General features: G+C 62.8%; 23 protein-coding genes. 8 read left to right on the top strand and 15 right to left on the bottom strand.

Going from position 1 to position 24,818, the window contains the following annotated elements; genetic code table 11:
• Positions 1 to 3 precede the first annotated feature (3 nt).
• From sdhD to V6L75_RS06780, 4 genes are all read right to left on the bottom strand, one after another.
• On the bottom strand, positions 4 to 387 hold the full coding sequence (sdhD, locus tag V6L75_RS06795) for a succinate dehydrogenase, hydrophobic membrane anchor protein (RefSeq protein ID WP_334250756.1): 384 nt from the start codon (positions 385 to 387) through the stop codon (positions 4 to 6).
• Positions 388 to 398: 11 nt separating this feature from the next.
• Positions 399 to 803, bottom strand: a complete 405-nt coding sequence (gene sdhC, locus V6L75_RS06790; protein WP_425498697.1) for a succinate dehydrogenase, cytochrome b556 subunit — start codon at positions 801 to 803, stop codon at positions 399 to 401.
• 253 nt (positions 804 to 1,056) lie between these two features.
• Positions 1,057 to 1,962 (bottom strand): glutaminase, encoded by a 906-nt coding sequence (locus tag V6L75_RS06785; protein WP_334250754.1) that lies wholly within the window; start codon positions 1,960 to 1,962, stop codon positions 1,057 to 1,059.
• A 72-nt stretch (positions 1,963 to 2,034) separates the two neighbouring features.
• On the bottom strand, positions 2,035 to 2,703 hold the full coding sequence (locus V6L75_RS06780; protein WP_334250753.1) for a sulfate transporter family protein: 669 nt from the start codon (positions 2,701 to 2,703) through the stop codon (positions 2,035 to 2,037).
• 188 nt (positions 2,704 to 2,891) lie between these two features.
• Here V6L75_RS06780 and V6L75_RS06775 point away from each other — a divergent pair, with 188 nt between their 5' ends.
• Positions 2,892 to 3,620: a class I SAM-dependent methyltransferase gene (locus V6L75_RS06775; RefSeq protein WP_334250752.1), complete on the top strand. Its 729-nt coding sequence runs from the start codon at positions 2,892 to 2,894 to the stop codon at positions 3,618 to 3,620.
• Between the two features lie 12 nt (positions 3,621 to 3,632).
• Here the strand turns inward: V6L75_RS06775 and recR are convergent, their stop codons facing one another.
• From recR to V6L75_RS06730, 9 genes are all read right to left on the bottom strand, one after another.
• Positions 3,633 to 4,241: a recombination mediator RecR gene (gene recR / locus V6L75_RS06770; RefSeq protein WP_058898393.1), complete on the bottom strand. Its 609-nt coding sequence runs from the start codon at positions 4,239 to 4,241 to the stop codon at positions 3,633 to 3,635.
• A gap of 399 nt (positions 4,242 to 4,640) precedes the next feature.
• The gene (locus V6L75_RS06765) at positions 4,641 to 4,961 is read right to left on the bottom strand and encodes a YbaB/EbfC family nucleoid-associated protein (RefSeq protein WP_050473639.1); all 321 of its coding nucleotides are present in this window, start codon (positions 4,959 to 4,961) and stop codon (positions 4,641 to 4,643) included.
• 17 nt (positions 4,962 to 4,978) lie between these two features.
• Positions 4,979 to 6,058 (bottom strand): tryptophan--tRNA ligase, encoded by a 1,080-nt coding sequence (gene trpS / locus V6L75_RS06760; protein ID WP_050473638.1) that lies wholly within the window; start codon positions 6,056 to 6,058, stop codon positions 4,979 to 4,981.
• Between the two features lie 111 nt (positions 6,059 to 6,169).
• The gene (murJ, locus tag V6L75_RS06755) at positions 6,170 to 7,780 is read right to left on the bottom strand and encodes a murein biosynthesis integral membrane protein MurJ (RefSeq protein WP_334250751.1); all 1,611 of its coding nucleotides are present in this window, start codon (positions 7,778 to 7,780) and stop codon (positions 6,170 to 6,172) included.
• A 22-nt stretch (positions 7,781 to 7,802) separates the two neighbouring features.
• The gene (locus V6L75_RS06750; RefSeq protein ID WP_334250750.1) at positions 7,803 to 10,622 is read right to left on the bottom strand and encodes a [protein-PII] uridylyltransferase; all 2,820 of its coding nucleotides are present in this window, start codon (positions 10,620 to 10,622) and stop codon (positions 7,803 to 7,805) included.
• A gap of 129 nt (positions 10,623 to 10,751) precedes the next feature.
• Entirely contained in the window at positions 10,752 to 11,123 is a 372-nt protein-coding gene (locus V6L75_RS06745; protein WP_334250749.1) for a helix-turn-helix domain-containing protein, read from the bottom strand.
• Positions 11,124 to 11,160: 37 nt separating this feature from the next.
• On the bottom strand, positions 11,161 to 11,781 hold the full coding sequence (locus tag V6L75_RS06740) for a Smr/MutS family protein (protein ID WP_334250748.1): 621 nt from the start codon (positions 11,779 to 11,781) through the stop codon (positions 11,161 to 11,163).
• Positions 11,778 to 12,878: a murein transglycosylase A gene (gene mltA, locus V6L75_RS06735; RefSeq protein WP_334250747.1), complete on the bottom strand. Its 1,101-nt coding sequence runs from the start codon at positions 12,876 to 12,878 to the stop codon at positions 11,778 to 11,780. The genes V6L75_RS06740 and mltA overlap by 4 nt, the downstream gene beginning before the upstream one ends.
• A 128-nt stretch (positions 12,879 to 13,006) precedes the next feature.
• Positions 13,007 to 13,735: a Tim44/TimA family putative adaptor protein gene (locus V6L75_RS06730; RefSeq protein WP_334250746.1), complete on the bottom strand. Its 729-nt coding sequence runs from the start codon at positions 13,733 to 13,735 to the stop codon at positions 13,007 to 13,009.
• A 276-nt stretch (positions 13,736 to 14,011) separates the two neighbouring features.
• On the opposite strand from V6L75_RS06730, the gene V6L75_RS06725 reads away from it, so the two are divergent.
• From V6L75_RS06725 to polA, 3 genes are all read left to right on the top strand, one after another.
• Positions 14,012 to 14,497 carry an FxsA family protein gene (locus tag V6L75_RS06725; protein ID WP_334250745.1) on the top strand — a complete coding sequence of 162 codons (486 nt, stop codon included), beginning with the start codon at positions 14,012 to 14,014 and terminating at the stop codon, positions 14,495 to 14,497.
• Positions 14,498 to 14,680: 183 nt separating this feature from the next.
• A complete protein-coding gene (locus tag V6L75_RS06720; protein WP_334250744.1) occupies positions 14,681 to 15,676 on the top strand; it encodes an acyltransferase family protein in 996 nt (331 codons plus the stop codon).
• A gap of 87 nt (positions 15,677 to 15,763) precedes the next feature.
• Positions 15,764 to 18,754, top strand: a complete 2,991-nt coding sequence (gene polA, locus V6L75_RS06715) for a DNA polymerase I (protein ID WP_425498696.1) — start codon at positions 15,764 to 15,766, stop codon at positions 18,752 to 18,754.
• A gap of 102 nt (positions 18,755 to 18,856) precedes the next feature.
• Here the strand turns inward: polA and ubiB are convergent, their stop codons facing one another.
• Positions 18,857 to 20,440, bottom strand: coding sequence for a 2-polyprenylphenol 6-hydroxylase (ubiB, locus tag V6L75_RS06710; RefSeq protein WP_334250742.1), 1,584 nt, complete (start codon positions 20,438 to 20,440; stop codon positions 18,857 to 18,859).
• A gap of 3 nt (positions 20,441 to 20,443) precedes the next feature.
• Entirely contained in the window at positions 20,444 to 21,193 is a 750-nt protein-coding gene (gene ubiE / locus V6L75_RS06705; RefSeq protein ID WP_334250918.1) for a bifunctional demethylmenaquinone methyltransferase/2-methoxy-6-polyprenyl-1,4-benzoquinol methylase UbiE, read from the bottom strand.
• Positions 21,194 to 21,461: 268 nt separating this feature from the next.
• Here ubiE and mutM point away from each other — a divergent pair, with 268 nt between their 5' ends.
• The 4 genes from mutM to V6L75_RS06685 all read left to right on the top strand — a co-directional run bounded on the left by mutM (position 21,462) and on the right by V6L75_RS06685 (position 24,799).
• Positions 21,462 to 22,367: a bifunctional DNA-formamidopyrimidine glycosylase/DNA-(apurinic or apyrimidinic site) lyase gene (gene mutM, locus V6L75_RS06700; RefSeq protein WP_334250741.1), complete on the top strand. Its 906-nt coding sequence runs from the start codon at positions 21,462 to 21,464 to the stop codon at positions 22,365 to 22,367.
• Between the two features lie 135 nt (positions 22,368 to 22,502).
• Positions 22,503 to 23,276: an enoyl-CoA hydratase gene (locus tag V6L75_RS06695; protein ID WP_334250740.1), complete on the top strand. Its 774-nt coding sequence runs from the start codon at positions 22,503 to 22,505 to the stop codon at positions 23,274 to 23,276.
• A 177-nt stretch (positions 23,277 to 23,453) separates the two neighbouring features.
• Complete coding sequence (gene rpsT / locus V6L75_RS06690; RefSeq protein WP_019964246.1) at positions 23,454 to 23,720, top strand: 30S ribosomal protein S20; 267 nt, start codon at positions 23,454 to 23,456, stop codon at positions 23,718 to 23,720.
• Between the two features lie 650 nt (positions 23,721 to 24,370).
• Complete coding sequence (locus V6L75_RS06685; protein ID WP_334250917.1) at positions 24,371 to 24,799, top strand: rhodanese-like domain-containing protein; 429 nt, start codon at positions 24,371 to 24,373, stop codon at positions 24,797 to 24,799.
• Positions 24,800 to 24,818: the final 19 nt, after the last annotated feature.

The raw sequence follows: 24,818 nt of genomic DNA, 5'->3' as shown, positions 1-24,818 counted from the left end.
GGATCAGCCTCCAAAGGCAATCTTGATGACCGCGAACACCGATCCGAGGCCGACAGCGGCACAGAAGAAGATGTTGGCCATCAGGGCGATGAACTTCATGCCGTCACCGTGGACATAGTCCTCGATGATCACCTGCATGCCGAGCTTCATGTGATAGATGCCGGACAGGATGACCAGCAGAAGCAGGATCGACAGCAGCGGGTTCTTCAGGGCTGCAATCAGTTCCGCGTGGCTTGAGCCCTGCAGGGAAATGACCAGCACGATGAAGAACGAGATGAGGAAGACGTTGGCAACGGCCGTGACGCGCTGGCGCCAGAAATGCTCGGTGCCTTCCTTGGCGGAGCCAAGGCCGCGGACCTTGCCGAGGGGAGTGCGCATATCGCTCATGATCTATCTCCTCAGCGGACCATGTAGCCGATGATCCACAGCAGGATCGTCAGCACGATGGAGCCAATGATGGTGGCACGGGCCAGCCACTCGCGCGCATCGCGGCCGAAACCGGCGCCCATGTCCCAGATGAAGTGGCGGATACCGCCCAGCATGTGGTGAACAAGGGCCCAGGTGAAACCGAACAGCACCAGGCGGCCAAGGATCGAGCCCATCAGGCCATTGACGAAATCATAATACGCCTCGCCAGAGGCCGCAGCGATGAGCCACCAGGCCAGCAGCAGGGTCCCGAAATAAAGCGCACCACCGGTAATGCGGTGGAGGATCGACATCACCATCGTCAGGATCGGCTTGTAGATCTGAAGATGGGGCGACAGAGGGCGGCTGCCCTTCACATCGACATCCGGCATGGACATTCTCTCCCGTCCGACGCCATGCTACCGTTTACGTAAACGTCAGCAATCTGCGGCGTTGTCTAGTGGGGTAATAGCGCCAAGAACACGGTACGTCAAAGTATCCTGAGGGTGAAAACTGCATTGAGTTTCTTTCCCTCGAATACCAAGCGCGGATTCTCGCGGGTTTGAACGATTGAAAGACCAGATCGGGTTAATATGGCGTGAAGTTGATGCAGCCGCTGAAACACCTTTAACTTGACGGGAATCTTCAGGTTTATCCGAAAACGGACCAGCCCGTCTTGCGCGCAAAGGTCTCCATGGCTTCTGTTCCCAACTTGGAATTGCCGTACTGGTTCAGCCCGGGCGACCAGACGGCGATGGAAGCCCGGCCCGGTGCGATGACGAGAATTCCGCCGCCAACACCGCTTTTTCCCGGGAGGCCGACGCGGAAAGCGAAGTCGCCCGAGCCATCATAGTGGCCGCAGGTCATCATCAGCGCATTGATGCGCCGGCGCCGCTCACGCGAGATCAGCCGCGGCATACCTGGCCCTTCCAGCAGCAGCCGTCCGGCCAGCGCCAGCTGGCGGCAGCTCATGTCGATGGCGCATTGGTGACAGTAAGTCCCAAGTACCTTGTCGGTGCTGTTCCGCAAATTGCCAAAGGAAGCAAGGTAATGGGCAAGGGCGAAGTTCCGGTTCGCGGTTGCAATTTCAGACTGAGCCACATTCTGGTTGATGCGAATGTCCTCAAACTCGCAGGCTGCCTGCACAAAACGCACCATCTGGCCCAGCGCTTCCCGGGGGGAGGAGTCCGCCAGATAGGTGTCTGCCGTCACCAGTGCTCCGGCGTTGATAAATGGGTTGCGAGGAATTCCATTCTCGTGCTCAAGTAGCAAAAGACTGTTGAAAGCAAGGCCCGAAGGCTCCCGCCCCACCCGGTGCCACAGCTGGTCACCCACCTTGCCCAGCGCCAGAGCCAGCGCGAACACCTTGGACACCGACTGGATGGAGAAGGGTGTGTCCGCATCCCCGGCGGCATAAACCTCACCGGAAACGGTGGCCACGCAGATGCCGAATTGATTCGGATTCACCCGGGACAGTTCCGGGATGTAGTCTGCCACCTTGCCCCGGTCGTCCGAGGCCATGGCGTCACTGACGATTGCGTCCAGAAGATCCTGCATCTGCTCCCGCCCAAGTTCTGCCTCCGGCCTGCGGCAGGCTCCTCCTCTGCCGTTACCGGGTGGCGGACACAATCATACCCGGCGGCTCAAGGAAAGCCGTTTGAAAAGGTGGACCATGAAAATTGTCGCAAAGACCGGTGTGACAAGGTTCAGCAGCGGCACTGCCAGGACAGCCGCAATCAGCAGGCCCGCCATGAACACCTTGCCGCTGTTTGCCTGCCGCATGCGGCGGGCTTCCGTTAACGGCATGAAGCGGGAGGCGGCGAACTCGAAGAACTCGCGGCCCAGCAGATAGGCATTGACCACGAAGAAGGCGATGAGGTTGATGCCTGGAACCAGCAGCAGCACCAGCGCAAAAAGATTGCCCAGAATGACCACGCCCGTGAACCGCAGGGTCGAGAGCAGCGATGTTCCCAGCGGCATGGCCTTGCCCGGCATATCGGCCGGATAATTCGTCCGCTCGACGATTTCAGCCACGTCATCCTGAAAGAATCCGGCAAAAAGCGCCGTCACCGGCGCCACCAGAAAGCCCAGCGCGAAGATGGCGCCGATGCCGGTCAGGATCGTCACCACCGTATCGAGCCATGGATAGGGCAGTTCCACAAACCCGGCGACCAGCGCCTGCAACCCGATCCACACCACCACCAGGACAGCCAGCGTGAAAGCCAGGGATTTGATCAGAATTGCCCTGAAAGCAGGCTCAAAGACCTGTCCCAGTGCACGGATTGCATCAGAAATCATTGCCAGTTTCCAGCATTCGCGTGTCACATTGCGTTTCCGGCGAGAGATAAGTGCCGCTCGCATCTGCCACAAGGCAGGGAACCCCAAACGGTCATTCACAGTTCAGACTGCAACAGCGTCCATTGGTGACCCGGGTAAATTGGTGTACCATGCGGGACGGTTGCGGCCTATTTCCGTGGGAGGAGAGCATGCCGGCAAGCAGCAAGCAGAATGCGGCGGATCTGTTCCGCTTCGAATGGGGCATCTACCGCAAGCTCACCAGCACCGGGCTTTTCGGCCATGTGGAGGTGGCCGAAGTGCTGGAGCGGGAGATTTCCGCCCGGTTTCCGGCGCCCTTTTCCATTCTGGAGCTCGCCTGTGGCGATGCCACCGTCACCAGCAGCGTGCTGAGTCGCTGCCCGGTTTCCACCTATCGCGGCATCGATCTTTCGGCCATGGCTCTGTCACTGGCACGCGACAACCTTGCCTCTGCCCCCTTCCAGGTCACGCTGGAGGAAACCGACATGCTGAGTGCTCTGTCTGCGCAGGCCTGTGGACCGGTGGATGTGATCTGGTGCGGCCTGTCGCTGCATCACCTGCCGCAGGACGAGAAGCGTCAGCTCTTTGCCCTGGCCCGCAACGCCTTGCGCAAGGGCGGGATGATGGCAGTCTATGAACCCGTGCTGCCGGACGGATTGACCCGTGACGCCTTCATGGCGCGGATGGCGGATGAATTGCGTCAGGCTTGGGCCGTGCTTGCCCCGGACGAGTTCGACCACATGTGGCAGCACATCAACAGCTTTGATTTTCCCGAGACGCTGGATGGCTGGAAGTCTCTCGGCCTTGCCGCAGGCTTTGCGCAGGCGCAGGAGGTGTTCCGCCTGACCGGGCCGATGCCCTGCTCTTTCCTCGTCTACGAGGCAGGCCCGTCTCACTGACACGAAAAAGGGTCAGAGCCGGGTGCGGGCCTTCAGGGCCTGTGCCAGTGTGCCTTCGTCGAGATAGTCCAGCTCCCCGCCCACCGGCACGCCGTGGGCGAGGCGCGAAACGGTAACGCCGGAGGCGGCCAGTTCGCCGGTGACGTAATGGGCCGTCGTCTGCCCTTCCACCGTGGCGCTGATCGCCAGGATCACCTCGCGGATGCCGCCCCGGTTCACCCGCTCCACCAGCGAGGCGATGTTGAGATCCTCCGGGCCGACGCCATCCAGCGGCGACAGGGTGCCGCCGAGCACGTGATAGCGGGCATTGAGGGCTGCCGCCCGCTCCAGCGCCCAGAGATCGGCCACATCCTCAACCACGACCAGCAGTCCCTCGTCGCGGGCCGGATCGCAGCAGATGGCGCAAGGATCAGACGTGTCGACCGTGCCGCAGACCGAGCACACGCCCACCTTCTCCACCGCCACAGCCATGGCGGAGGCGAGCGGCACGAGCAGCTGCTCTTTCTTCTTGATGAGATGCAGCGCCGCCCGGCGCGCCGAACGGGGACCAAGGCCCGGCAGCTTCGCAAGAAGCTGGATCAGGCGTTCAATCTCGGGTCCTGCAACCTTCCGGCTGGCCATGATGCCCCCTTGTGATCCCTAGCGGACGCTGGTCAGAAACTTCGGTTCTTCTGTTTGCAGGCAAGTGCCCGCAGATACAAGCCGGTGCCCGGGGCAGGCCTCTGCCTCTTTGCGCTACCGGGTTCACACATCAGGTTTGGACGTCGCCCGCAATGATGCATCTACTTTCCGGAGGCACACCGCCGCCCCCCTCCCCCTTGTGGGGAGGGGTAAGGGGTGGGGGGCTCTGAGCCTGCAATCATCTAATGAGCAGTTCTTCCTGTAGAGCGCCTTCAAGAGGTGGTGCGGCGTGGCATTCATGAGACTCAGCGGCACGCGAGACGCTGAGCCCCCCACCCCCAGCCCCTCCCCACGAGGGGGAGGGGGGCAGAAAGGGCTCGGCAGAGAACCCCCGCTCCCTCAGAACGGCAGCTTGAAGCCGGCGGGCAGTCCCATGCCGCTCATGAGTTCCTGCGTCTTTTCCGCCATCATCGCCTCGGCCTTGGCCTTGGCATCATTATGGGCGGCGAGGATCAGGTCTTCGAGGATTTCCACCTCGTCTTCCTTTGCCAGCGAAGGGTCGATCTTCAGGCCCTTCATGTCGCCCTTGCCCGACAGGGTGACGGTGACAAGACCGGCACCGGCGCTGCCGGTCACTTCAACGGCGGCCAGGCTTTCCTGCAGGGAGCCCATCTTCTCCTGCATCTGCTTGGCCTGCTTCATCATCTTGAGGAAGTCCATGGGTGTCTCCTTGTGGTTCAGCGCACGTCGAGGAAGCCGATGATCTTGCGCATGTCGCGCAGCACCGGTTCGGCAATGGCCGAGGCGCTTTCCGCGCCTGCCTTCAGCACCTTGTCGATTTCGGCCGGATCAGCCATCAGGCGGCGCATTTCGCCCGAAAGCGGCGCCAGCTTGTCGACGGCAAGATCCGCCAGCGCCGGCTTGAAGACGGAGAACGGCTGCCCGCCGTAATCGCGGATGACCTCTTCCTTCGTCTTGCCTGCGAGAGCTGCAAAGATGCCGACGAGATTGTCCGCCTCGGGGCGGCCCTTCAGGCCTTCCACATCGCCCGGCAGCGGCTCGGGATCGGTCTTGGCCTTCTTCACCTTCTTGGAGATGGCATCCGCATCGTCGGCAAGGTTGATGCGTGACAGGTCGGACGGGTCCGACTTGGACATCTTCTTGGTGCCGTCGCGCAGGCTCATGATGCGGGTGGCGGGGCCTGCGATCATCGGCTCGGGCAGCGGCAGATAAAGCTCGTCCGGGACTTCCGGCGAGGGCGTGGGGTTCGGCACGCCGATGCCCAGCTCCTTGATGCGCTCCGCAAAGTCGTTGTTGAACTTCTGCGCGATATCGCGGGTCAGCTCCAGATGCTGCTTCTGGTCATCGCCCACCGGCACATGGGTGGCGCGGTAGGCCAGAATGTCGGCGGCCATCAGGTTCGGATAGGCAAAGAGGCCAACGGAGGCGTTCTCGCTGTTCTTGCCGGCCTTGTCCTTGAACTGGGTCATCCGGTTCAGCCAGCCCATGCGGGCGACGCAGTTGAAGATCCACGCCAGTTCCGCGTGTTCCTTCACCTGGCTCTGGTTGAAGATGATGGAGCGCTTCGGGTCGATGCCGGCGGCGATATAGGCGGCGGTCACCTCACGGGTCGCGCTCTTCAGCTCGCCTGCATCCGGGAACCCGGCCGTGATGGCATGCAGATCAACGACGCAGAAGATCGACGGCATCTGGTCCTGCAGCGGCACCCAGCGGGAAACGGCGCCCAGATAATTGCCGAGATGGAGATTGCCGGTTGGCTGGACACCAGAAAAACAGCGGGGCTGGAAAGCCGTCATGATCAAGTCCCTGAGAGTTGGCCGGTTGGAAGGGCCCGTAAATGGGAAGGCAGGATGCCGCTGTTCTTATGGCGAACCGCTGGCGGCAAGGCAAGCCGTGAGCTTTGGGCTTCAATCGGACATGAAGCCGGGCATGGCATCGCGTTTGCCGTCTTCGCCTTTTTCCCGGCCCTTGCGCAGGCGGCGGGCGAAGGCGATGAGATCGGCGCCGCCGGTGAGCTGGGCAAAGAGGGCAAACACGGCCATGCCGGATCCTGTCAGCAGCATCAGCCCCGCAAGGCGGATGGAGAGGTGGCCGCTGGTCAGCAGCGGCGCCAGTGGCCCGGACAGGAGTTCCACTGCTGCACCCATCAGCAGGCTGGCCACGAACAGCAGCGCCACCTTGCGCAGCACCAGCCGGTCCGGCACGAAATAGCCGCTGCGCCACAGGGCAAGGCCGAGCAGCACGGTGTTGACCCAGCCTGAAATGCTTGTGGCAGCGGCAATCCCTGTATGCCGGAATTCAGGGAACAGCAGCAGCGACAGGACAAGGTTGATCACGGCGCTGATGCCTGCGCACCACATGGGCGTGCGCATGTCCTCGCGGGCAAAAAAGCCGGGGGCAAACACCTTGTGCAGCACGAAGGCAGGCAGGCCCCAGGCAAAGGCAGCCAGAGCCAGCGCGGTGCCCTCCACCGCCGCCCGGTCAAACGCACCGCGCTGGAACAGGACGGAGACGATTTCCTCCGGGATCAGCACCAGAGCGACAGAGGCAGGCAGCGTCAGGGCGAGGGAAAACTCCATCGCTCCGTTCAGCGTCTGGCGGAAGACAGCCCCCTGGCCGGATCGCAGCTGCCGCGTCAGGCTGGGCAGCAGCACGACGCCCACGGCGATGCCAATGACGCCCAGCGGCAGCTGATAGAGCCGGTCGGCATAATAGAGCAGCGCATTGGCGCTGGCCTCACCCGAGGCAATCACCTGCCCGACGACGATGTTGATCTGGGTGATGCCGCCGGCAATCACCCCCGGCACGCCAAGCACGGCCAGCCGCCGCACGGCCGGAGTGAGACGCGGGCGCATCACCGGCACGTGGAAGCCGAGACGCTTCAACCCCGCCAGCACGAAGACAAGCTGCACGATGCCTGCCACGGCAACGCCGCCGCTCAAGGACAGGGCCAGGATCCGCTCTTCGGAGACACCGGCGAGCGCGATTGCCGCGAGGACGGCGCACATCACCACATTCAGCACGACAGGTGCGAAAGCCGCTGCCGCAAAGCGGTGGTAGGTGTTGAGAATGCCGGCGGCAAAGGCCAGCATGGACATGAACAGGAGATAGGGGAAGGCAACCCGCGACATCAGCACGGTGAGGTCGAACTTTCCGGGATCCGCCAGAAAGCCCGGTGCCAGCGCCCAGACCACCACAGGCATGAAAAGCTGCGCCAGTGCCGTCAGCGCCATAAGCGTCCAGAACAGGGCCGCGGCAATCTCCCCGGCCACCCGGCGCGCCGCTTCCTCACCCTCTTCCTCCAGCGTGCGGCCGAACAATGGCACGAAGGCGGAATTGAAGGCGCCTTCCGCAAAAAGCCGGCGGAAGAGGTTTGGCAGCCGGAAGGCAACGACAAAGGCATCGGCCACCGGCCCGGTGCCCACCACCGCCGCCAGCATGGCATCGCGCGCAAAGCCCATCAGACGGCTGGCGAGAGTGGCGCCGCCGACAGTGGCAAAATTCCGCAGCATGCTCATGGGGTATGGATCCGCCTGCTGGTCAGGATTGCGTCACCAGTGCCGCCGCCCCGGAATTTGTTTCAAGCTTGCCGTCCACGGCCTGCACCAGCCGCTCGCGGATCACATCCTGCCGGGCAACGTTGGAGATCTTCTGTCCGGTCAGGTCGGTGACATAGAACACGTCCACCACCCGCTCGCCGAAGGTGGAAATGTGGGCCGAGCCGATGTTGAGGTTCAGCGTCGCCATGGCGCGGGTGAGGTCATACAGGAGGCCGGGCCGGTCGAGGCCGCTCACCTCGATGATCGTGTAATTGTCGGAGGATGAGTTGTTGACGATCACATCCGCGTTGATGCGGAAAGCCTTCATCCGGCCCTTTACTGCTGTCTTCTTGCTCACGTGCTCGGGCAAAGGGGCTTCACCGCGCAGCGTCTTGAGGATCAGCTCTGTGATCCGCTCGCCCCGCCGCCGCTCATCCGCGTCATCAGGCAGCTCGCGGCTGACGAAGATCGTGTCGAGCGCAAAGCCATCCGTGGTCGTGTCGATCTGAGCGTCGACGATGTTTGCCCCGGTCACGAAGCAGGCGCCTGCAATGGACGACAGAAGGCGCGGATGGTCCGGCGCCAGCAGGGTGATCTCGGTTACGCCTTCAAAGGCGCGGGTTGTGACCGCTGAAGCGAAGCGCTCGTGCTTGAGATCGGCGTTGTGGATCATCTGCGCATGGGCCAGCGTTCGCTCAGGCTCGGTGCGCAGCCAGTAGGCCGGATAATGCCGCGCCACATAGTCCTTGCGTGCGGCTTCCGGCCAGGATGACAGCTTTTCCTCAAGCCGCGCCTTGGCATCGGCTACCCGTTCCTTGCGGCTCAGCTGGCTGTGGCCGCCGGTCAGCAGCGGTTCGCATTCGTAATAGAGCGTGCGCAGCAGCTGGCCTTTCCAGCCGTTGAAGACACCCGGCCCCACAGCGCGGATATCGGCCACGGTCAGGATCAGCAGCAGCTTCAGCCGCTCCATGCTCTGCACGATATGGGCAAAGTCGGTGATGGTCTTGCGGTCGGAGAGATCGCGCGACTGGGCATAGGTGCTCATGTCGAGGTGATGCTCCACCAGCCAGGCGACCGTATCGGTCTCGGAAGCGCTGAGACCGAAGCGCGGGCAGATCTTGCGGGCAATGCGCGCCCCGGCGATGGAATGATCCTCGGGCCTTCCCTTGGCGATGTCATGCAGGAACATGGCCACATAGAGAACCTTGCGGTTCTGGATGGTCTTGATCAGCTGGGTGGAAAGCGGATTGCCCTCGCCCGCATCACCGCGCTCGATTTCGGCCAGCACGCCGATGGAGCGGATCAGATGCTCGTCCACCGTATAGTGGTGGTACATGTTGAACTGCATCATCGCCACCACCTTGCCGAAGTCCGGCACGAAGCGGCCCAGAACGCCCGCCTCATTCATGGCGCGCAGCGTCTCTTCCGGGTGGTTGCGGGAGGTGAGGATGGACAGGAACAGCCGGTTGGCTTCCGGATTGTCCCGCAAGGCCCCATTGATGAGCGACAGGGAGCGGTGGATCCGCTTCATGAGCTCCGGATGGAGATGGTGCTCCAGTCTGTCCGCCACCTGAAACACACGGATCAGGTTGACAGGGTCATCCTTGAACACCGTGTCTGATGCGGCATTGATGCGGCCATTCTCGACAACGAAGCCGGGGGCCTCGCGGATCGGCTGCACAGCACTGCCGCGCGCACCGCGCAGCCGCAGCATCAGCCCGCCGATGCCCGTGCCATGCGGTTTCTTCACATGCTGGTCTTCCAGCGCCGAGCAGAAGATGCGCGTCAGGTCGCCCACATCCTTGGCCACAAGGAAGTAGTGCTTCATGAAGCGCTCCACGTCCTTCTGGCCTGGATGCTGGGTGTAGCCGAGCCGGATGGCGATCTCCCGCTGCAGGTCAAAGGACAGGCGTTCTTCCGGCCGCCCGGTGAGGAAATGCACGTGGCAGCGCACCGCCCACAGGAAGTCCTCGCATTTGACGAAGCGGTTGTATTCAGCCCGGGACAGCACGCCCTGCGACACGAGATCGGACTGGGTGCGCACGCGGTAATGATACTTGGCGATCCAGAACAGGGTGTTCAGGTCGCGCAGGCCGCCCTTGCCTTCCTTGATGTTCGGCTCGACCAGATAGCGCGAGGTGCCCTGCCGCTTGTGCCGGTCGTCGCGCTCGGCAAGCTTTGCGGCGATGAACTCGGAGCTTGTGCCGGCCACGACTTCCGCATCGAAGCGGGTCTGCAGATCCTCGAACAGCGGCTCCTCGCCCCAGATGAAGCGGGCCTCCAGAATGGCCGTGCGGATCGTCATGTCCTGCCTGGCGAGGCGGATGCACTCGTCGATGTTGCGGGTGGCATGGCCGACCTTGAAGCCCAGATCCCACAGCATGTAGAGGATATATTCCACCACCTGCTCGCCCCAGGGGGTCTGCTTGTAGGGCAGAAGGAACAGCAGATCGATGTCGGAGCCCGGCGCAAGTGTGCCGCGCCCGTAGCCCCCCACCGCCACAATGGCCATACGTTCGGCAGCGGAGGGATTCTTGATCTGGTAGACATGCCAGAGCGCGAAATCATAGATGACGCGGATCAGCTCATCCTGCAGATGGCTCAGGCGCTGGGCGCAGGCAAGGCCGCTGCCATCGCGCTTCAGGCCTTCCTGCGCCAGATCCCGTCCAGCCTTGTAGGCTGCCTTCAACTCGCCAAGTACGGCGGCGCGCACCTTCAGATCGGTGCCCTTGCCGTCATGAGGTGCGGTCAGGGCTGTCAGCCGTTCGCGCAGGGCCTCTGCATTGATAAGCTCATTCAGGTCGTCTGCGGGAAGCTTCATGTCTGCTCGTCCTGTCTGGGCCTGCCCCGTCAGGACAGTGCTCCGGCGCGCCGGACCCTATATCGCTGCCGCGCGCCCTCAAAGCCTCTAAACTGTGCAAGGCCTGACTTTGGGCACAAGCCCCTTCCGTCAAACGCCATCCCTGGCGGCAACGACCCTCAGCTGATGCAGCAGATGATCAAGCGAGTCCGGTGACAGACCTTCGATCTTGCGCGCCAGCAGATTGGTGAACTCCGTTGCCTTCGGGTCCAGCCCCGAAGTGTCGATGGTCACCTTTGGATCGGAAATCTCGGCCAGACGCTGGATTTCCTCCGCCTCGTCCCAGATGACATTGAAAAACGTTATGATTCGTTGAACCAGAAACCAGGTCGGCTTGCCGCGTTTGCCATGCTCCAGCGCTGACAGATAGGCGCTCGAGACGGCTAGGCCTGACGCCATCTCCTTCAGCGAGATGCCGCGCTTGGCCCTCATTTCCCTGATCTTGGCTCCCAGCGGTGTCATGCCCTTCCTGCCCCTGTCTTTCGCCCTGCCCTTGCCGTTACGCCTTGCGCTTGCGCAGGCGCACATAGAGCGCGCCGGACCCGCCGTGGGTCAGGTGCGCTTCCTCAAACCCAAGAACGATATGCCGCAGATCCGCCATGGCAAGCCATTGCGGCACCACACGCCGCAGAATGCCGCGCTCGTCCATATAGGGCGTGCCATGTCCGGCTGAGCTGCTTCCATTCATGCCGCGACCGCCCTTTCCGGTGATGACGAGCACAATCACGTGGCCGCGCTGATAGGCCACATGCAGGAATCCGCGCAATTGGTCATGCGCTTCATGCTGGGTCATTCCGTGCAGGTCGATGCGAGCATCAAAGCTGCGCATGCCGCGCACGATCTTCTGCCGCACCCGCCGTTCCAGCGGTGCCAGCGGCGGCGGACCCTTGGGCCGGGCGGGGGTGCGAATGGCCGTCTCCGCCGTACCAGCTCCCTGTCCTGCGTCTGTCATGGCGATACCGGCACGTGCCATTTCCTCGGCAAGGCTCAGTTCATGCTCCAGATCCGGGTCCGGTTCCAGCGGGCGCGTAGTCTTCAATGGGGTCAGCGTTGCCGCGACCTTCGACCATATCTGCTTGTCTTCCGTGGAAAGACTCTTGCGCCCCCGCCGTCCGCTCATGTGCCTTCCCCCCGCGTTTTCGGCGTAAGGACACGCGGCAGCAGAATTGTGAAAGTGGCCTTGTGGCGCACCGCGCCTGCTGCGGCGCCCGCTGCATCACCAGAGCCCATGAAAATGTCGCCGCGTGCGGCCCCGCGAATGGCCGAGCCCGTGTCATCGGCGATCATCAACCGCTGCCACTGCGGCTGCGCCAGACCAGCGCCGGACAGGTCCGCTCCGACGAAGACCGGCAGGCCATAGCTGTGAAAGCGCGGATCAACGGCAAGGCTCCGGCCCGGCACCAGCGGCAGGGTGGCGGCGCCGATCGGGCCAAGGTCCGGCGGAACCTCCGTCACCTCCCGGAAGAAGATGAAGGAGCGGTTGCGGCGGAAGAGTTCGTCCATCCGCTCTGGATTGGCCTTCAGCCAGGCGCGCAGACCCTGCATGGTGAAGTCTTCCGGCGTGCCTTCACCTGCCTCCACCAGCACCTTGCCGATGGCGGTATAGGGATGGCCGGTCTTGCCGGCATAGCCGGCCCGCATCACCGATCCGTCCTCAAGACGGATCCGGGTGGAACCTTGCACATGGACGAAATAGGCATCAATCGGGTCGGCCAGCCAGACGAGCTCCAGCCCCCTGCCCTTCAGCGCGCCATCCATGATGGCACCGCGGTCCGGCATTTCACTGAATCCCCTTGGCGTTTTCAGCGCATGGGTCAGGCCCGCCAGCTTCTTCGGTGCCTCACCCGGCTTCAGGGTGGTCAGGCCGTCCGGTGCCCGGTACAGCGGGGCGGGATAGGCAGCCGAGGGCTGGCGAGAACCGCGCACCTCCGGCTCGAAATAGGCGGTCACGAAGCCTTCGGCATCAACACGGTAAGGTTGGAACTCCTGTTCGAAGAAGGCGCGGGCGGCAGCATCCTTTGCCGGCCGGCCGTCCTGTGCCTTCCGGCACGTGGCCTTGAGAGCACGCTGCAGGGCGGCATGGCCGCCAAATCCTGGCGCATCACCGGAACAGAACCGAAGGAACGCGTTGAGGGCGGCCAGATGATCATCCTGCGCCCAGCCTTTCAGGCTGGAAAACTCTGCAGGCTTCAGCGGCAGCTCCGTTTCGAATGTCATGGCTCCGGCCCCGCCAATTCCCCATAGGCAAAATGCTGCGGCAAGGCTCCGCAGCGCATGCCGCCGAAAACGCAGAAAGGCCGCAGCAGGGGCTGCGGCCCATCGCAATGCCTGTGCTGACGGCACCGTCATCCTGCCGATTCGGTTGCCACCAGCTTCCAGTTCGGATCGCGTGTGGTGGTATCGCGTGCGAAAGTCCAGATGTCCACCACTTCCGTGACCCGGTTGGGATCGCCATCAATCACATGGCCATCCTTGTCGCGGGTGGCAGAAATCAGCTCGCTCTGCAGGCGCACCGTGACCTGGGCAATGCTGCCCTTCATCCCGGCTTCCACAATCTCTGCCTTGTCGATGCCGACAAAGGTGGATTCGATCGTTTCCCCGCGACCTTCCCGGTCGGAGATGGCGCTGTTGAAGCCGTCGAATACTTCGCGGGACAGCAAGGGCTTCAGCGTCTTGCGGTCACCTTCGGCGAAGGCCGTGACAATCATCTCGTAAGCAGCCTTGGCACCCTGGAGGAACTGCTCCGGATCAAAGCTGCGGTCTGCTGACAGAACCTGCCGGAGCGCCTGGTTCAGCGCGGACCCCGCCGGTGCCACCTTGTCGGCCAGCTGATCAGGGTTTGCCTGCTCTTCCGGCTCCTGGCGCTGCTGCTGTGAACCGGGCAGCGGCACCACGTTGTCGCGCGGGCTTTCAGCGCGCGCCTGACCGTTCTTGTCCGGTGCGGGCTTGGAATAAGGATCATAAGGCGGGCGCTCGTTGCCCGTGCGGCGGCCCAGGACGGAGCGGAGCTTGAAGAAGATGAAGACCGCCAGCCCCAGAAGAATGATGTTCGTGACGTCAAAAATATCGTTCATTTGGTGCTACCGGGCTTTCTCCGCGATCCGCAGCCTTTCTTGATCAGTCTGACCGGCGGAAAGGGCTGCGGGACAATCATTTGATCCCATATGTAGGTTCTGTTGAACCAGCATCCAGTGCGCGGGGCAAGTGTCTTGTCCATCCGGACCGTCCAGATTGGGGACATAACTGCCTTGCCCTGGCGGAAGAGTGGCAAAAATGCGCAGATCCCTCGCATTTCATTCAACCAGACCCTATCTTGTACCGGTTATATAACTGTCAACGGGTTTGAATCCTTGCCTCTGCTGATCCTGGGCGGCCTGATCCTGCTGCCGCTTTCCGAAATCGCCGTCTTCATCATGGTGGGTGAAGCCATTGGCGTGCTGCCGACAATCCTGCTGACGGTGTTCACCGCCGTCGCCGGAACGGTGCTGCTGCGCCAGCAGGGGGTGTCGCTCGTCAAACGCATGCAGTCCGAACTGGACGCCGGGCGCGTGCCCGGCGACGACCTGATGCAGGGCGCGATGATGGTGCTGGCGAGCCTATTCCTGCTGCTGCCTGGATTCCTGACCGATACGATCGGCCTGCTGCTGTTCATCCCGCCGCTGCGCATCGCGCTGGCACGCTTCTTCTCCCGCCGTGCTTCTGTCGTCGTGGTCAACCGCCGCCGCAAGCAGGGCGAGCCGGTGGTGGATCTGGACGGCGCCGAATGGACCAGCACCCGTCACAAGCCTGATGACGGTAGCAATCCGCGCATCAGCCCCTGGCAAGACGGAAACTGACATCCGCCCCTCACACAGAAGTGACTGCCGAAAGCCGCCGTTTTGCCGGATAGAACTTCGAACAACCGCGGCGTTTTGCGCTGTAATGAGGCTGCGGCAGGTCTGTCCGCCTTGAGGAAGCGCCGCTGCGGAGAGCGCGGATCGAAGAAGCCTCGCAGGAGGACGCGGAATTAGGGGAGCGGAATGGGGGACGCGGGGCGAATCGGCTGGGTGGATCACGCCAAGGCCGTCTGCATCATCTTCGTGGTGATGATGCATTCGGTGCTGGGCGTGGAAGAAGCGGCCGGTGAGGCGGGCTGGATGCACCCGGTGGTGCAATTCGCCGCACCCTTCCGAATGCCGGACTTCTTCATGATCTCGGGGCTTTTCACCGCTCTTGTGCTGGCGCGGCCCTGGCGGCTTTATGCCGACCGCAAGGTGCTGCACTTCGCCTATTTTTATGTCCTTTGGCTGACGATCCAGTTCGCGCTCAAGGCCCCGTCCTTTGCCGCTGGCCTTGGCTGGTGGGGCGTGTTGCAGGAATATCTGATCTCCTTCGTCCAGCCCTTCGGCACGCTCTGGTTCATCTATCTGCTGGCCGTCTTTTTCGTCGTGACGAAAGTTCTGCATGACCTGAAGGTGCCATGGCCGCTGACGCTGGCGGTTGCTGCCCTCCTGCAGATCCTGCCTATCGAAACCGGAATCTACATCGCCGATTATTTCGCCGAGCGGTTCGTCTATTTCTTTGCTGGCTATGTATTTGCCAGCCGCTTGTTTGCGCTGGCGGACTGGGCAGCGGCCCACCGGGCCGCAGCATTCGCCGGGCTTGGGCTGTGGGCGCTGGTCAACGGTCTTGCCGTCTTTGCCGGCTACAGCGAACTGCCGGGCGTTTCGCTGGCGCTTGGCTTTGCCGGAGCGGTGGCCATCGTGCTCGTTTCCAGCCTGCTGGCGCAGCTTTCCTTTCTCGATCCGCTGCGCTTCATTGGCCAGAATTCCATCGTCATCTATCTCGCCTTCTTCTTCCCTATGGCGGTGTCGCGCGTGCTGCTGCTGAAGGCAGGCGTGCTGGATATTGGCACGGTTTCCCTGATGGTGACGCTTGTGGCCAGCTTCTCGCCGCTGCTGCTCCTGTGGTTCATCCGCCGCACCGGCTGGTTCACCTTCCTGATCGAGCGGCCCGGCTGGGCGCGGATTGCCTGAGAAGAAGAAGCCAACGGGCAGAAGCTGATTGGGCAAAGCCGCTATTAGGCCTTTCATCCGCACCCGTTCCCCGGCATGATCCGCGCCATGTCGAACGATGCTTCACTCCCCGCCCTCACCGCCAATGACCACCTGATCCTGGTCGATGGTTCCACCTTCATTTTCCGTGCCTATCACGCTCTGCCGCCGCTGACGCGCAAGAGCGATGGCCTGCCGGTCGGCGCCGTCTCCGGCTTCTGCAACATGCTGTGGAAGCTGCTGACCGAGGGCCTGACCCCGGAGAAGGGCGACGAGCCGACGCATTTCGCCGTCATCTTCGACCATTCCTCCAAGACTTTCCGCAATGACATCTACCCTGCCTACAAGGCTCAGCGCCCGGAGCCGCCGGAGGATCTGATCCCGCAGTTCGGCCTGATCCGTCAGGCGACCCGCGCCTTCAACGTGCCCTGCATCGAGCAGGAGGGCTTCGAGGCGGATGACCTGATCGCCACCTATGCCACGCAGGCCGCCGCCATGGGCGCGCGCGTGACCATCGTCTCGGGCGACAAGGATCTGATGCAGCTGATCGGCCCGCGCATCGGCATGATCGACACGATGAAGAACAAGATCATCGGCGAGCCGGAGGTTTTCGAGAAATTCGGCGTCGGCCCGGACAAGGTGATCGAGGTGCAGTCGCTCGCCGGTGACAGCGTCGACAACGTGCCCGGCGTGCCCGGCATCGGCCTGAAGACGGCAGCGCAGCTGATTCTCGAATATGGCGACCTTGAAACCCTGCTGGCCAATGCCGCCAGCATCAAGCAGCCCAAGCGCCGCGAAAACCTGATCGAGTTTGCTGAACAGGCCCGCATTTCCAAGCAGCTCGTGACGCTGAAATGCGACGTGCCGGTGGAAACTCCGGTCACCCATTTTGCCGTGGAGGCGGTCAATGGCCCGCAGGCGGTCGGCTTCCTCAAGGCAATGGAATTCACCACGCTGACACGGCGCATTGCCGAAGCAACCGGCGCTGAGGCGGGCAACATCGACCCCGCGGAGCTGACCATCCCCGGCTGGCATGCGCCTGATGCCAAGGGCCGCATGATGGAGCGCGGGCCTGACGCCGGCTCTTCCACGCCAGCCGCGCCCGGTTCCACAGCCCCGGCTGCTCCGGGCAGTGCACCTGCTCCCGAAGGTATGATGACCCCGCAGCACCTCGCCGCTGCCCGTGCGGAGGAAATCCGCCGTATCCCGGTCGATCATTCCACCTATGAAACGGTAATGGATATCGAGCGCCTCAAGGTCTGGGTGGCCGAGGCTATGGAAACCGGCATCGTCGCCTTCGACACGGAAACCACATCGCTCGACGCCATGCAGGCCGAACTCGTGGGCGTGTCGCTGGCGACCCGCCCGGGCCGGGCCTGCTATGTGCCGCTGGGCCATGTGGATGGGGAAGGCGATCTTCTGGGCGGCGGCGGTCTCGTGCCCGGCCAGATTCCGCTGCGGGCCGCGCTTGATGTGCTCAAGCCCATGCTGGAAGACCCCGGCGTCCTCAAGATCGCGCAGAACCTCAAGTATGACTGGCAGGTGATGGCCCGCCACGGCATCGAGGTTGGCCCGCATGATGACACCATGCTGCTGTCCTACACGCTGGATGCGGGCAAGGGCGGCAATGGCATGGACGAGCTGTCCGAGCGCTGGCTTGGCCATACGCCCATTCCCTTCAAGGACGTCGCCGGGTCCGGCAAGTCGATGGTGACCTTCGACAAGGTGGAGATTTCCCGCGCTTCGGCCTATGCCGCCGAGGATGCGGATGTGACGCTGCGCCTGTGGCTGGTGCTCAAGCCACGCCTTGCGGCGGAAGCCATGGCCACTGTCTATGAAACGCTGGAGCGGCCCATGGTGCCGGTGCTGGCGCGGATGGAGCGGCGCGGCATTTCCATTGACCGGCAGATGCTGTCGCGCCTTTCCGGCGAATTTGCGCAGGGCATGGCCGCCGTGGAGTCGGAGATCTACGCCCTTGCCGGGGAGGCCTTCAACATCGGCTCGCCCAAGCAGCTGGGCGACATCCTGTTCGGCAAGATGGGCCTGCCCGGCGGCAAGAAGACCAAGACCGGCGCCTGGTCCACCTCGGTTTCGGTGCTGGATGATCTGGCCGCCGAAGGCCACGAGCTGCCAGTAAAGATCGTCGAATGGCGCCAGCTTGCCAAGCTGAAGTCCACCTATTCGGATGCCCTGCCCGGCTTCATCAATCCGGAGACGAAGCGGGTTCACACGTCCTATTCGCTGGCCTCGACCACGACGGGGCGCCTGTCCTCATCCGAACCGAACCTGCAGAACATTCCGGTGCGCACGGAAGCGGGCCGCAAGATCCGCAAGGCCTTCGTGGCGGAAAAGGGCAACAAGCTGATTTCCGCCGACTACAGCCAGATCGAACTGCGCGTGCTGGCCCATATCGCCGACATTCCGCAGCTGAAGAAGGCCTTTGCAGACGGGCTCGACATCCACGCCATGACAGCGAGCGAGATGTTCGGCGTGCCGGTAAAGGATATGGACCCGATGGTCCGCCGCCGCGCCAAGGCGATCAACTTCGGCATCATCTATGGGATTTCGGCCTTCGGCCTTGCCGCCCAGCTTGGCATTTCACGCGGGGAGGCGGGCGACTACATCAAGATGTATTTCCAGCGCTTCCCCGGCATCCGCGACTACATGGAAGCGGTGAAGAAGGAAGTGCACGAAAAGGGCTTTGTCACCACCCTCTTCGGCCGCAAGGCGCATTATCCGGATGTGAACACGTCCAACCCCTCGATGCGTGCCTTCTTCGAACGTGCCGCAATCAACGCGCCCATTCAGGGGTCAGCCGCCGACATCATCCGCCGTGCGATGCTGCGGATGGAAGATGCGCTGGTGGATGCAGGCCTCAAGATCCGCATGCTGCTGCAGGTGCATGACGAACTGATCTTCGAGGCGGAAGAGGCAGAAGTCGAAGCCGCCATCCCGGTGATCCGCCGGGTGATGGAAGGCGCCTGCGAGCCGCTGCTGCAGCTCTCCGTGCCGTTGCAGGTCGATGCCCGCGCCGCAGACAACTGGGACGAGGCGCACTGAAAAGGCTTTCGATGCTGACGCATCACGCCTTGAAATTGCTCAGGCGCTGCACGGGCTTGATAGAATCCCGATGAGGCAGGCTCATCGGGATTTGGCCTGGCTTCAGAACCAGGCCTTGGCAGCTATTGCTGCAAGCGAAACAGCGATGATCCAGAGAGCGACCCGGCCCGACCGGTTGTGGCGGGCTTCGGAGCGGCCGATGGCTTCAGCCGTCGCGGCATCAAAGCGCAGGCCTTCGTGGGCCATCTTTTCCAGCTCTTCCGACATGCGTCCCACCCGGTCGGCGAAAATGGGCAGGTCGCTGGCGATACGGCCAAGAGCGTTTACCGCAGCCCCGGCATCGCGCAGACGTCCAGCAGGCCCCAGATGCTGGGCGATCCAGGCACCCACCACGGGCTCGGCCGTGCGCCACATGTCGAGGCGCGGGTTCAGTGTCCGGGCAACGCCCTCCACCACCACCATGGTCTTTTGCAGCATGATCAGCTGCGGCTGGGTGTGCATCTGGAACAGTTCCGTCACCTCGAACAGCTGGGTGAGGAGCCGTGCCATGGAGATTTCCGAGGCATCATGGCCGTGGATTGGCTCGCCGATGGCGCGGATCGCCTGGGCGAACACATCCACGTCCTGATCGGCCGGCACGTAACCGGCCTCGAAATGCACCTCCGCCACCCGCCGGTAATCGCGGGTGATGAAGCCGTAGAGGATTTCGGCGAGGAACCGGCGCTCGGCCTTGCCGAGGCGCCCGGTGATGCCGAAATCGACCGCCACCAGCGTGCCATCGGCCTCGACGAAAAGATTGCCCTGGTGCATGTCGGCATGGAAGAAGCCGTCGCGCAGGGTGTGGCGGAGGAAGCTCTGGATCACATTGGCCGCCAGAAGCTCCAGATCGAGGCCCTGAATGGTGAGCCCCTCCACGTCGGACATCTTGGTGCCGTCGATCCATTCCATCGTCAGCACGCCCTTGGCGCTGCGCATCCAGTCGACAGCGGGCACGCGGAAGCCGGGATCCTCAGCGGTGTTCTCGGCCATCTCGGACAGGGCGGCAGCTTCGAGCCGGAAATCCATTTCCAGCGCCACCGAGCGGGCCAGCGTATCTACCACGGCCAGGGGCCGCAGGCGGCGGGAAGGCTCGTGGAAGCGCTCGGCGAGGCGCGCAACCAGATAGAAACACTCAAGATCGCGCTGGAAGCGGCGGGCAACGCCCGGGCGCAGCACCTTGACGGCCATCTTGCGCAGGGAGCCGTCGCTCTGGCGCACCATGGCGGGGTGAACCTGCGCGATGGAGGCGGCGGCTACCGGCTCGCCGAACTCGACGAAAACCTCGCTCACCGGCCGCATCAGCTGCTCGGCTACCCAGGCTTCGGCCTCGCTCTGGCTGAAGGCAGGCAGCCTGTCCTGCAGATAGGCAAGCTCCGCCGCCGCTTCCTTGCCGACCACATCGGCGCGGGTTGCGAGAAACTGGCCGAGCTTCACATAGGATGGCCCCAGCCGGTTCATGGCATCGGAGAGGCGCGAACGGGCGCTCTTGTCGCGCACGGAACGGCGTTCGAACAGGCGGGCAAAGCGCAGCGCCAGACGCGCCGATGGCGGCAGGTCTGGAATGTTGAACAGACCGAAGACGCCTTCACGCGCCAGAACGAAACCGGCCTGCGCCAGCCGCAGCAAGGGACGTATTGGGAGGGCCATGGATCAGAGTTTCCAGCCCGAATGAAGCGCGGCGATGCCGCCGGTATAGTTGCGGTAGGTCACCCGCTCGAAACCGGCGTCGCGGATCATCTGCGCAAAGCGCTCCTGATTGGGGAACTTGCGGATGGATTCCACCAGATAGCGGTAGGGTTCGCCATCACCGGTCACAGCCTGCCCCATCGCCGGAATGGCGTGGAAGGAGAAGGCATCATAGATCTTGTCGAGGCCGGGCATGTCCACTTCGGAAAATTCGAGGCACAGGAAGCGGCCGCCGCGCTTGAGCACGCGATAGGCCTCCGAAAGGGCCTTGCCGATTTCCGGCACGTTGCGGATGCCGAAGGCGATCGTATACGCATCGAAGCTGCGGTCCGGGAAGGGCAGCACTTCCGCATTGCCCTGCGAGAAGCGGATGGAGCCGGAAAGCCCCGCCTTGTCCGCCCGGTCCTGCCCCACAGCCAGCATGGAGCCGTTGATGTCGAGCACCACGGCTTCTACGGCCCGGCCGGAGCGCTCGACGATGCGCGTGGCAATGTCGCCCGTGCCGCCGGCCACATCCAGCACCTTCCAGCCGCGGCCCGGTGTGTGCGGAGGGGCAAGGGTGGAGACCATCGCGTCCTTCCACACCCGGTGCAGGCCGCCGGACATCAGATCATTCATGATGTCATAGCGGGTAGCGACCTTGTGGAACACGTCGTTGACGAGGCCCTGCTTCTCGCCTTCGCGCACGGTGCGGAAGCCAAAGCTGGTCGGCATGTCCTCGGGCGCGCGGCTGGAGGCATAGGCGCCTGCGGAGGAAAAGCCAGTTTCGTCGGTCATGCGGGTCACTCCCTGAATGACGGTCACGGAAGCAGCACTGCTGCCGCAACGCGCGGCCCGGTGCCGGTGTTCCGGGCGCGGGTCACAATTGCGCGGACCTTAGTACAAGCCGCAGGCCAGCGCCATTGTTGCGCCGGGCCCGCGTCTCATATAGGCGGTTTGTGCAGTCCATATAGTCTTTTGCTCAAGATCGGTAGGTCTTCCCATGCCCGAATTGCCCGAGGTCGAGACGGTCAGGCGCGGCCTGCAGCCGGATTTTGAAGGCGCGCGCATCCTGAAACTCGAATGCCGCCGCCCGGATCTGCGCTTTCCCTTCCCCGAGCGCTTCGTGGAGCGGCTGGAGGGGCGGATTGTCACAGCCTTGTCCCGCCGGGCGAAATATCTGCTGGCTGATCTCGACAGCGGCGAGGTTCTGGTCATGCATCTGGGCATGTCCGGCTCCTTCCGGGTGGAACAGCAATCGGACAGTTTTCTGCCGGGTGATTTCACCCATGCCCGCTCCCGCGACGAAAAGCATGATCACGTCGTGTTCCACCTCTCCGCCCCCGGCAGTCAGGGGCCGGAAGCGGCAAGCCGGATTATTTATAATGACCCGCGCCGCTTTGGCTTCATGCAGCTGGTGGCGCGCAGCGGTCTCAGCTCCCATCCGCTCTTTGCCGCCATGGGCATCGAGCCTTTGGGCAATGCGCTCAACGCGGATCTGCTCGACCGGCTGTTTGCGGGAAAGTCCGCACCGCTCAAGGCCGTGCTTCTGGATCAGCGGCTGATTGCGGGCCTTGGCAATATCTATGTCTGCGAGGCGCTGTGGCGCTCCGGCCTCAGTCCGCAGCGGGCGGCTGGTGACATAACGGGGCCGGGCAAGGCGCGGGTGGCCGCGCGCGAGCGGCTGGCGGCGGCGATCCGCAAGGTGCTGGAAGAGGCGATTGCCGCCGGCGGCTCCACCTTGCGCGACCATGCGCAGACCGATGGCACCCTTGGCTATTTCCAGCACAGCTTTGCCGTCTATGGCCGCGAAGGGGAGCCCTGCCGCACGGAAGGGTGCAAGGGCACGGTAGAGCGGCTGGTGCAGTCGGGGCGCTCCACCTTCCACTGCGCGAAGTGCCAGCGCTGAGGCTCCGCCAAAAAGGGGAGGAGCGGCCTGCCTTGCACGTGCCGGGCGCGTCAGCTACCCCTTGTGTCATGGCCCGGCCAGCGGGGCGCCACAGGGTGCCGCCGGAAGGGCAAAGCCCGTCAGCGGAGGACTGCAATGGCATATGAGAACATCCTGACCGAAAAGCGCGGCAAGGTGGGCATCATCACGCTCAACCGGCCCAAGGCCCTCAACGCCCTGAACGCGGCCCTGATGGCCGAGGTGGCAGCAGCGCTGGATGCCTATGAGGCAGACGAGCGCGTCGGCTGCGTGATCATCACCGGCTCGCAGAAGGCTTTTGCGGCCGGGGCGGACATCAAGGAGATGCAGCCCTTCGATTTCGCCAAGGCCTATATGACCGATCTCATCACCCCCTGGGACCGGGTGGCGCGCAACCGCAAGCCGGTGATTGCGGCGGTGGCCGGTTATGCGCTGGGCGGCGGCTGCGAGCTTGCCATGATGTGCGACTTCATCCTGGCTGCCGACAATGCCAAGTTCGGCCAGCCGGAGATCACCCTCGGTGTTCTGCCGGGTGCGGGCGGCACCCAGCGTCTCACGCGCTTCATCGGCAAGTCCAAGGCCATGGAAATGTGCCTGACCGGCCGCTTGATGGATGCGGTAGAGGCCGAGCGCTGCGGCCTCGTCTCCCGCATCGTGCCGCTGGATGACCTCATGGAAGAGGCCATGAAGGCGGCGGAGAAGATCGCGGACTTCTCGATGCCCGTGGTGATGATGACCAAGGAAAGCGTTAACCGCGCCTATGAGACCACGCTGGCCGAGGGCATCCGCTTCGAGCGCCGCATGTTCCATGCGGCCTTTGCAACGGAAGACCAGAGCGAGGGCATGGCCGCTTTCATCGAAAAGCGCACGCCCCAGTTCCGCAACAAATGACGCTTTGACTCGGGTTTTGGCATTGACGGACCGGTTGGGCGGGACTATAAGCCTCGGCCAACCGGTGGCGATCAAATCGCCGCCGCATTCGTTTGACGCAGGGCAGTTTCAGGCCTATGTCTGCCGCTCTGATGTTCTACGGAATTTTTGTTTCACACTCGGACCAGGATTGAGCCAATGGCCAACACTCCCTCGGCCACCAAGGCGGCCCGCAAGATTGCCCGCCGGACGGCTGTTAACAAGGCACGGCGGAGCCGCGTGCGCACCTATCTGCGCAAGGTCGAGGAAGCCATTGCTTCCGGCGATTACAACGCTGCTACCGAAGCTCTCAAGGCTGCCCAGCCGGAGCTGATGCGCGCTGCTTCCAAGGGCGTCGTTCATGGCAACACCGCCTCGCGCAAGGTGTCCCGTCTGAACGCCCGCGTGAAGGCCCTTCAGGCCTGATACTGCCCGTTACGGGATGTTCAAAACCCGGCCCGAAAGGCCGGGTTTTTTGTTGCCTGAACGGCGTATGAAAAAATTCTCACGATAAAACTATCACTGTATACCGGCAAATACTCATGCCGGACTTTGTCACTTTTTTCTTATATTTTTCAAATAGTTACGGGCATGTCGGCATGGGCCCGGCATCCCTCGCCCGATTCAACCTGAGTCAAGTACGTGGCGAAGTTTTTTTTTGGAGAAGTGCCAGCCTGTTGGGCCCCCCTGAGCACATCAAGAAAAGGCCTTGAGTCAGAACGGATTTGGCCCGGAAGCCGTTCACGAAGGCGTTAATCTGATGGCCCGGAAAAGCCGCCTGCGGCCATTTTGTTAATAGGCAACTGTTGCCGCGTTCCGGCTGCCTGTGTATGTTCAATCCATCGGGGCAAGCTCGAAATTTAAATAAAAAACACAGCAAAACGTGGATCAAAAAAATGGCAAGGCAGGCAAAGAGACATAGCTGGCAGAGTTCAGAAATAGTTTCCTTGCGCGGCAATGTTGTTTCTACGGATCCAACGAATATCGAGCTCTTCTAAGCCCAAATTTCTCCTCAGATTTTGGTATCGGTGGTGCGCAATACACGATATTGCGAAGGGGGTCATTTGTCGAATTCTATGCCTTATGCGGGCGACGTCGACGTCAAGGCGGCCTATGAGGCGCTGACTGCCAGCCCTAATACTGTGCTGGTTGATGTGCGTACCCGGGCCGAATGGAATTTCGTCGGCGTACCTGATCTCCGAGCCCTTGGTAAGGAGGTTGTCTTTGCCGAATGGCAGGGATTTCCGGCCGGTTCACCCGTTCCGGACTTCGTTGCCACACTTTCGGCCGAACTGGAGCGGAAAGGACTGGACAAAACGGTTCAGATCTATTTTCTGTGCCGCTCCGGCGCCCGGAGCCTGAATGCAGCCATTGCGATGACGCAGGCAGGATACGGGTCGTGCTTCAACATTGCCGATGGTTTCGAGGGCCCGCTTGACGGGGCCAGTCACCGGGGCAATGCCGGCGGATGGAAGGCCTGCGGCCTTCCCTGGATCCAAAGCTAGGATCCTTCTTGAAATAATC

The organism is Pannonibacter anstelovis (genome assembly GCF_036881715.1).
GTDB lineage: Bacteria > Pseudomonadota > Alphaproteobacteria > Rhizobiales > Stappiaceae > Pannonibacter > Pannonibacter anstelovis.
This window is presented reverse-complemented; position numbering and strand designations above follow the sequence as displayed.

What these genes read in the sequence shown, in the direction of transcription:
- sdhD (WP_334250756.1), bottom strand. Translation starts at nt 387, where the DNA reads ATGAGCGATATGCGCACTCCCCTCGGCAAGGTCCGCGGCCTTGGCTCC.
- sdhC (WP_425498697.1), bottom strand. Translation starts at nt 803, where the DNA reads ATGTCCATGCCGGATGTCGATGTGAAGGGCAGCCGCCCTCTGTCGCCC.
- V6L75_RS06785 (WP_334250754.1), bottom strand. Translation starts at nt 1,962, where the DNA reads ATGCAGGATCTTCTGGACGCAATCGTCAGTGACGCCATGGCCTCGGAC.
- V6L75_RS06780 (WP_334250753.1), bottom strand. Translation starts at nt 2,703, where the DNA reads ATGATTTCTGATGCAATCCGTGCACTGGGACAGGTCTTTGAGCCTGCT.
- V6L75_RS06775 (WP_334250752.1), top strand. Translation starts at nt 2,892, where the DNA reads ATGCCGGCAAGCAGCAAGCAGAATGCGGCGGATCTGTTCCGCTTCGAA.
- recR (WP_058898393.1), bottom strand. Translation starts at nt 4,241, where the DNA reads ATGGCCAGCCGGAAGGTTGCAGGACCCGAGATTGAACGCCTGATCCAG.
- V6L75_RS06765 (WP_050473639.1), bottom strand. Translation starts at nt 4,961, where the DNA reads ATGGACTTCCTCAAGATGATGAAGCAGGCCAAGCAGATGCAGGAGAAG.
- trpS (WP_050473638.1), bottom strand. Translation starts at nt 6,058, where the DNA reads ATGACGGCTTTCCAGCCCCGCTGTTTTTCTGGTGTCCAGCCAACCGGC.
- murJ (WP_334250751.1), bottom strand. Translation starts at nt 7,780, where the DNA reads ATGAGCATGCTGCGGAATTTTGCCACTGTCGGCGGCGCCACTCTCGCC.
- V6L75_RS06750 (WP_334250750.1), bottom strand. Translation starts at nt 10,622, where the DNA reads ATGAAGCTTCCCGCAGACGACCTGAATGAGCTTATCAATGCAGAGGCC.
- V6L75_RS06745 (WP_334250749.1), bottom strand. Translation starts at nt 11,123, where the DNA reads ATGACACCGCTGGGAGCCAAGATCAGGGAAATGAGGGCCAAGCGCGGC.
- V6L75_RS06740 (WP_334250748.1), bottom strand. Translation starts at nt 11,781, where the DNA reads ATGAGCGGACGGCGGGGGCGCAAGAGTCTTTCCACGGAAGACAAGCAG.
- mltA (WP_334250747.1), bottom strand. Translation starts at nt 12,878, where the DNA reads ATGACATTCGAAACGGAGCTGCCGCTGAAGCCTGCAGAGTTTTCCAGC.
- V6L75_RS06730 (WP_334250746.1), bottom strand. Translation starts at nt 13,735, where the DNA reads ATGAACGATATTTTTGACGTCACGAACATCATTCTTCTGGGGCTGGCG.
- V6L75_RS06720 (WP_334250744.1), top strand. Translation starts at nt 14,681, where the DNA reads ATGGGGGACGCGGGGCGAATCGGCTGGGTGGATCACGCCAAGGCCGTC.
- polA (WP_425498696.1), top strand. Translation starts at nt 15,764, where the DNA reads ATGTCGAACGATGCTTCACTCCCCGCCCTCACCGCCAATGACCACCTG.
- ubiB (WP_334250742.1), bottom strand. Translation starts at nt 20,440, where the DNA reads ATGGCCCTCCCAATACGTCCCTTGCTGCGGCTGGCGCAGGCCGGTTTC.
- ubiE (WP_334250918.1), bottom strand. Translation starts at nt 21,193, where the DNA reads ATGCCGACCAGCTTTGGCTTCCGCACCGTGCGCGAAGGCGAGAAGCAG.
- mutM (WP_334250741.1), top strand. Translation starts at nt 21,462, where the DNA reads ATGCCCGAATTGCCCGAGGTCGAGACGGTCAGGCGCGGCCTGCAGCCG.
- V6L75_RS06695 (WP_334250740.1), top strand. Translation starts at nt 22,503, where the DNA reads ATGGCATATGAGAACATCCTGACCGAAAAGCGCGGCAAGGTGGGCATC.
- rpsT (WP_019964246.1), top strand. Translation starts at nt 23,454, where the DNA reads ATGGCCAACACTCCCTCGGCCACCAAGGCGGCCCGCAAGATTGCCCGC.
- V6L75_RS06685 (WP_334250917.1), top strand. Translation starts at nt 24,371, where the DNA reads ATGCCTTATGCGGGCGACGTCGACGTCAAGGCGGCCTATGAGGCGCTG.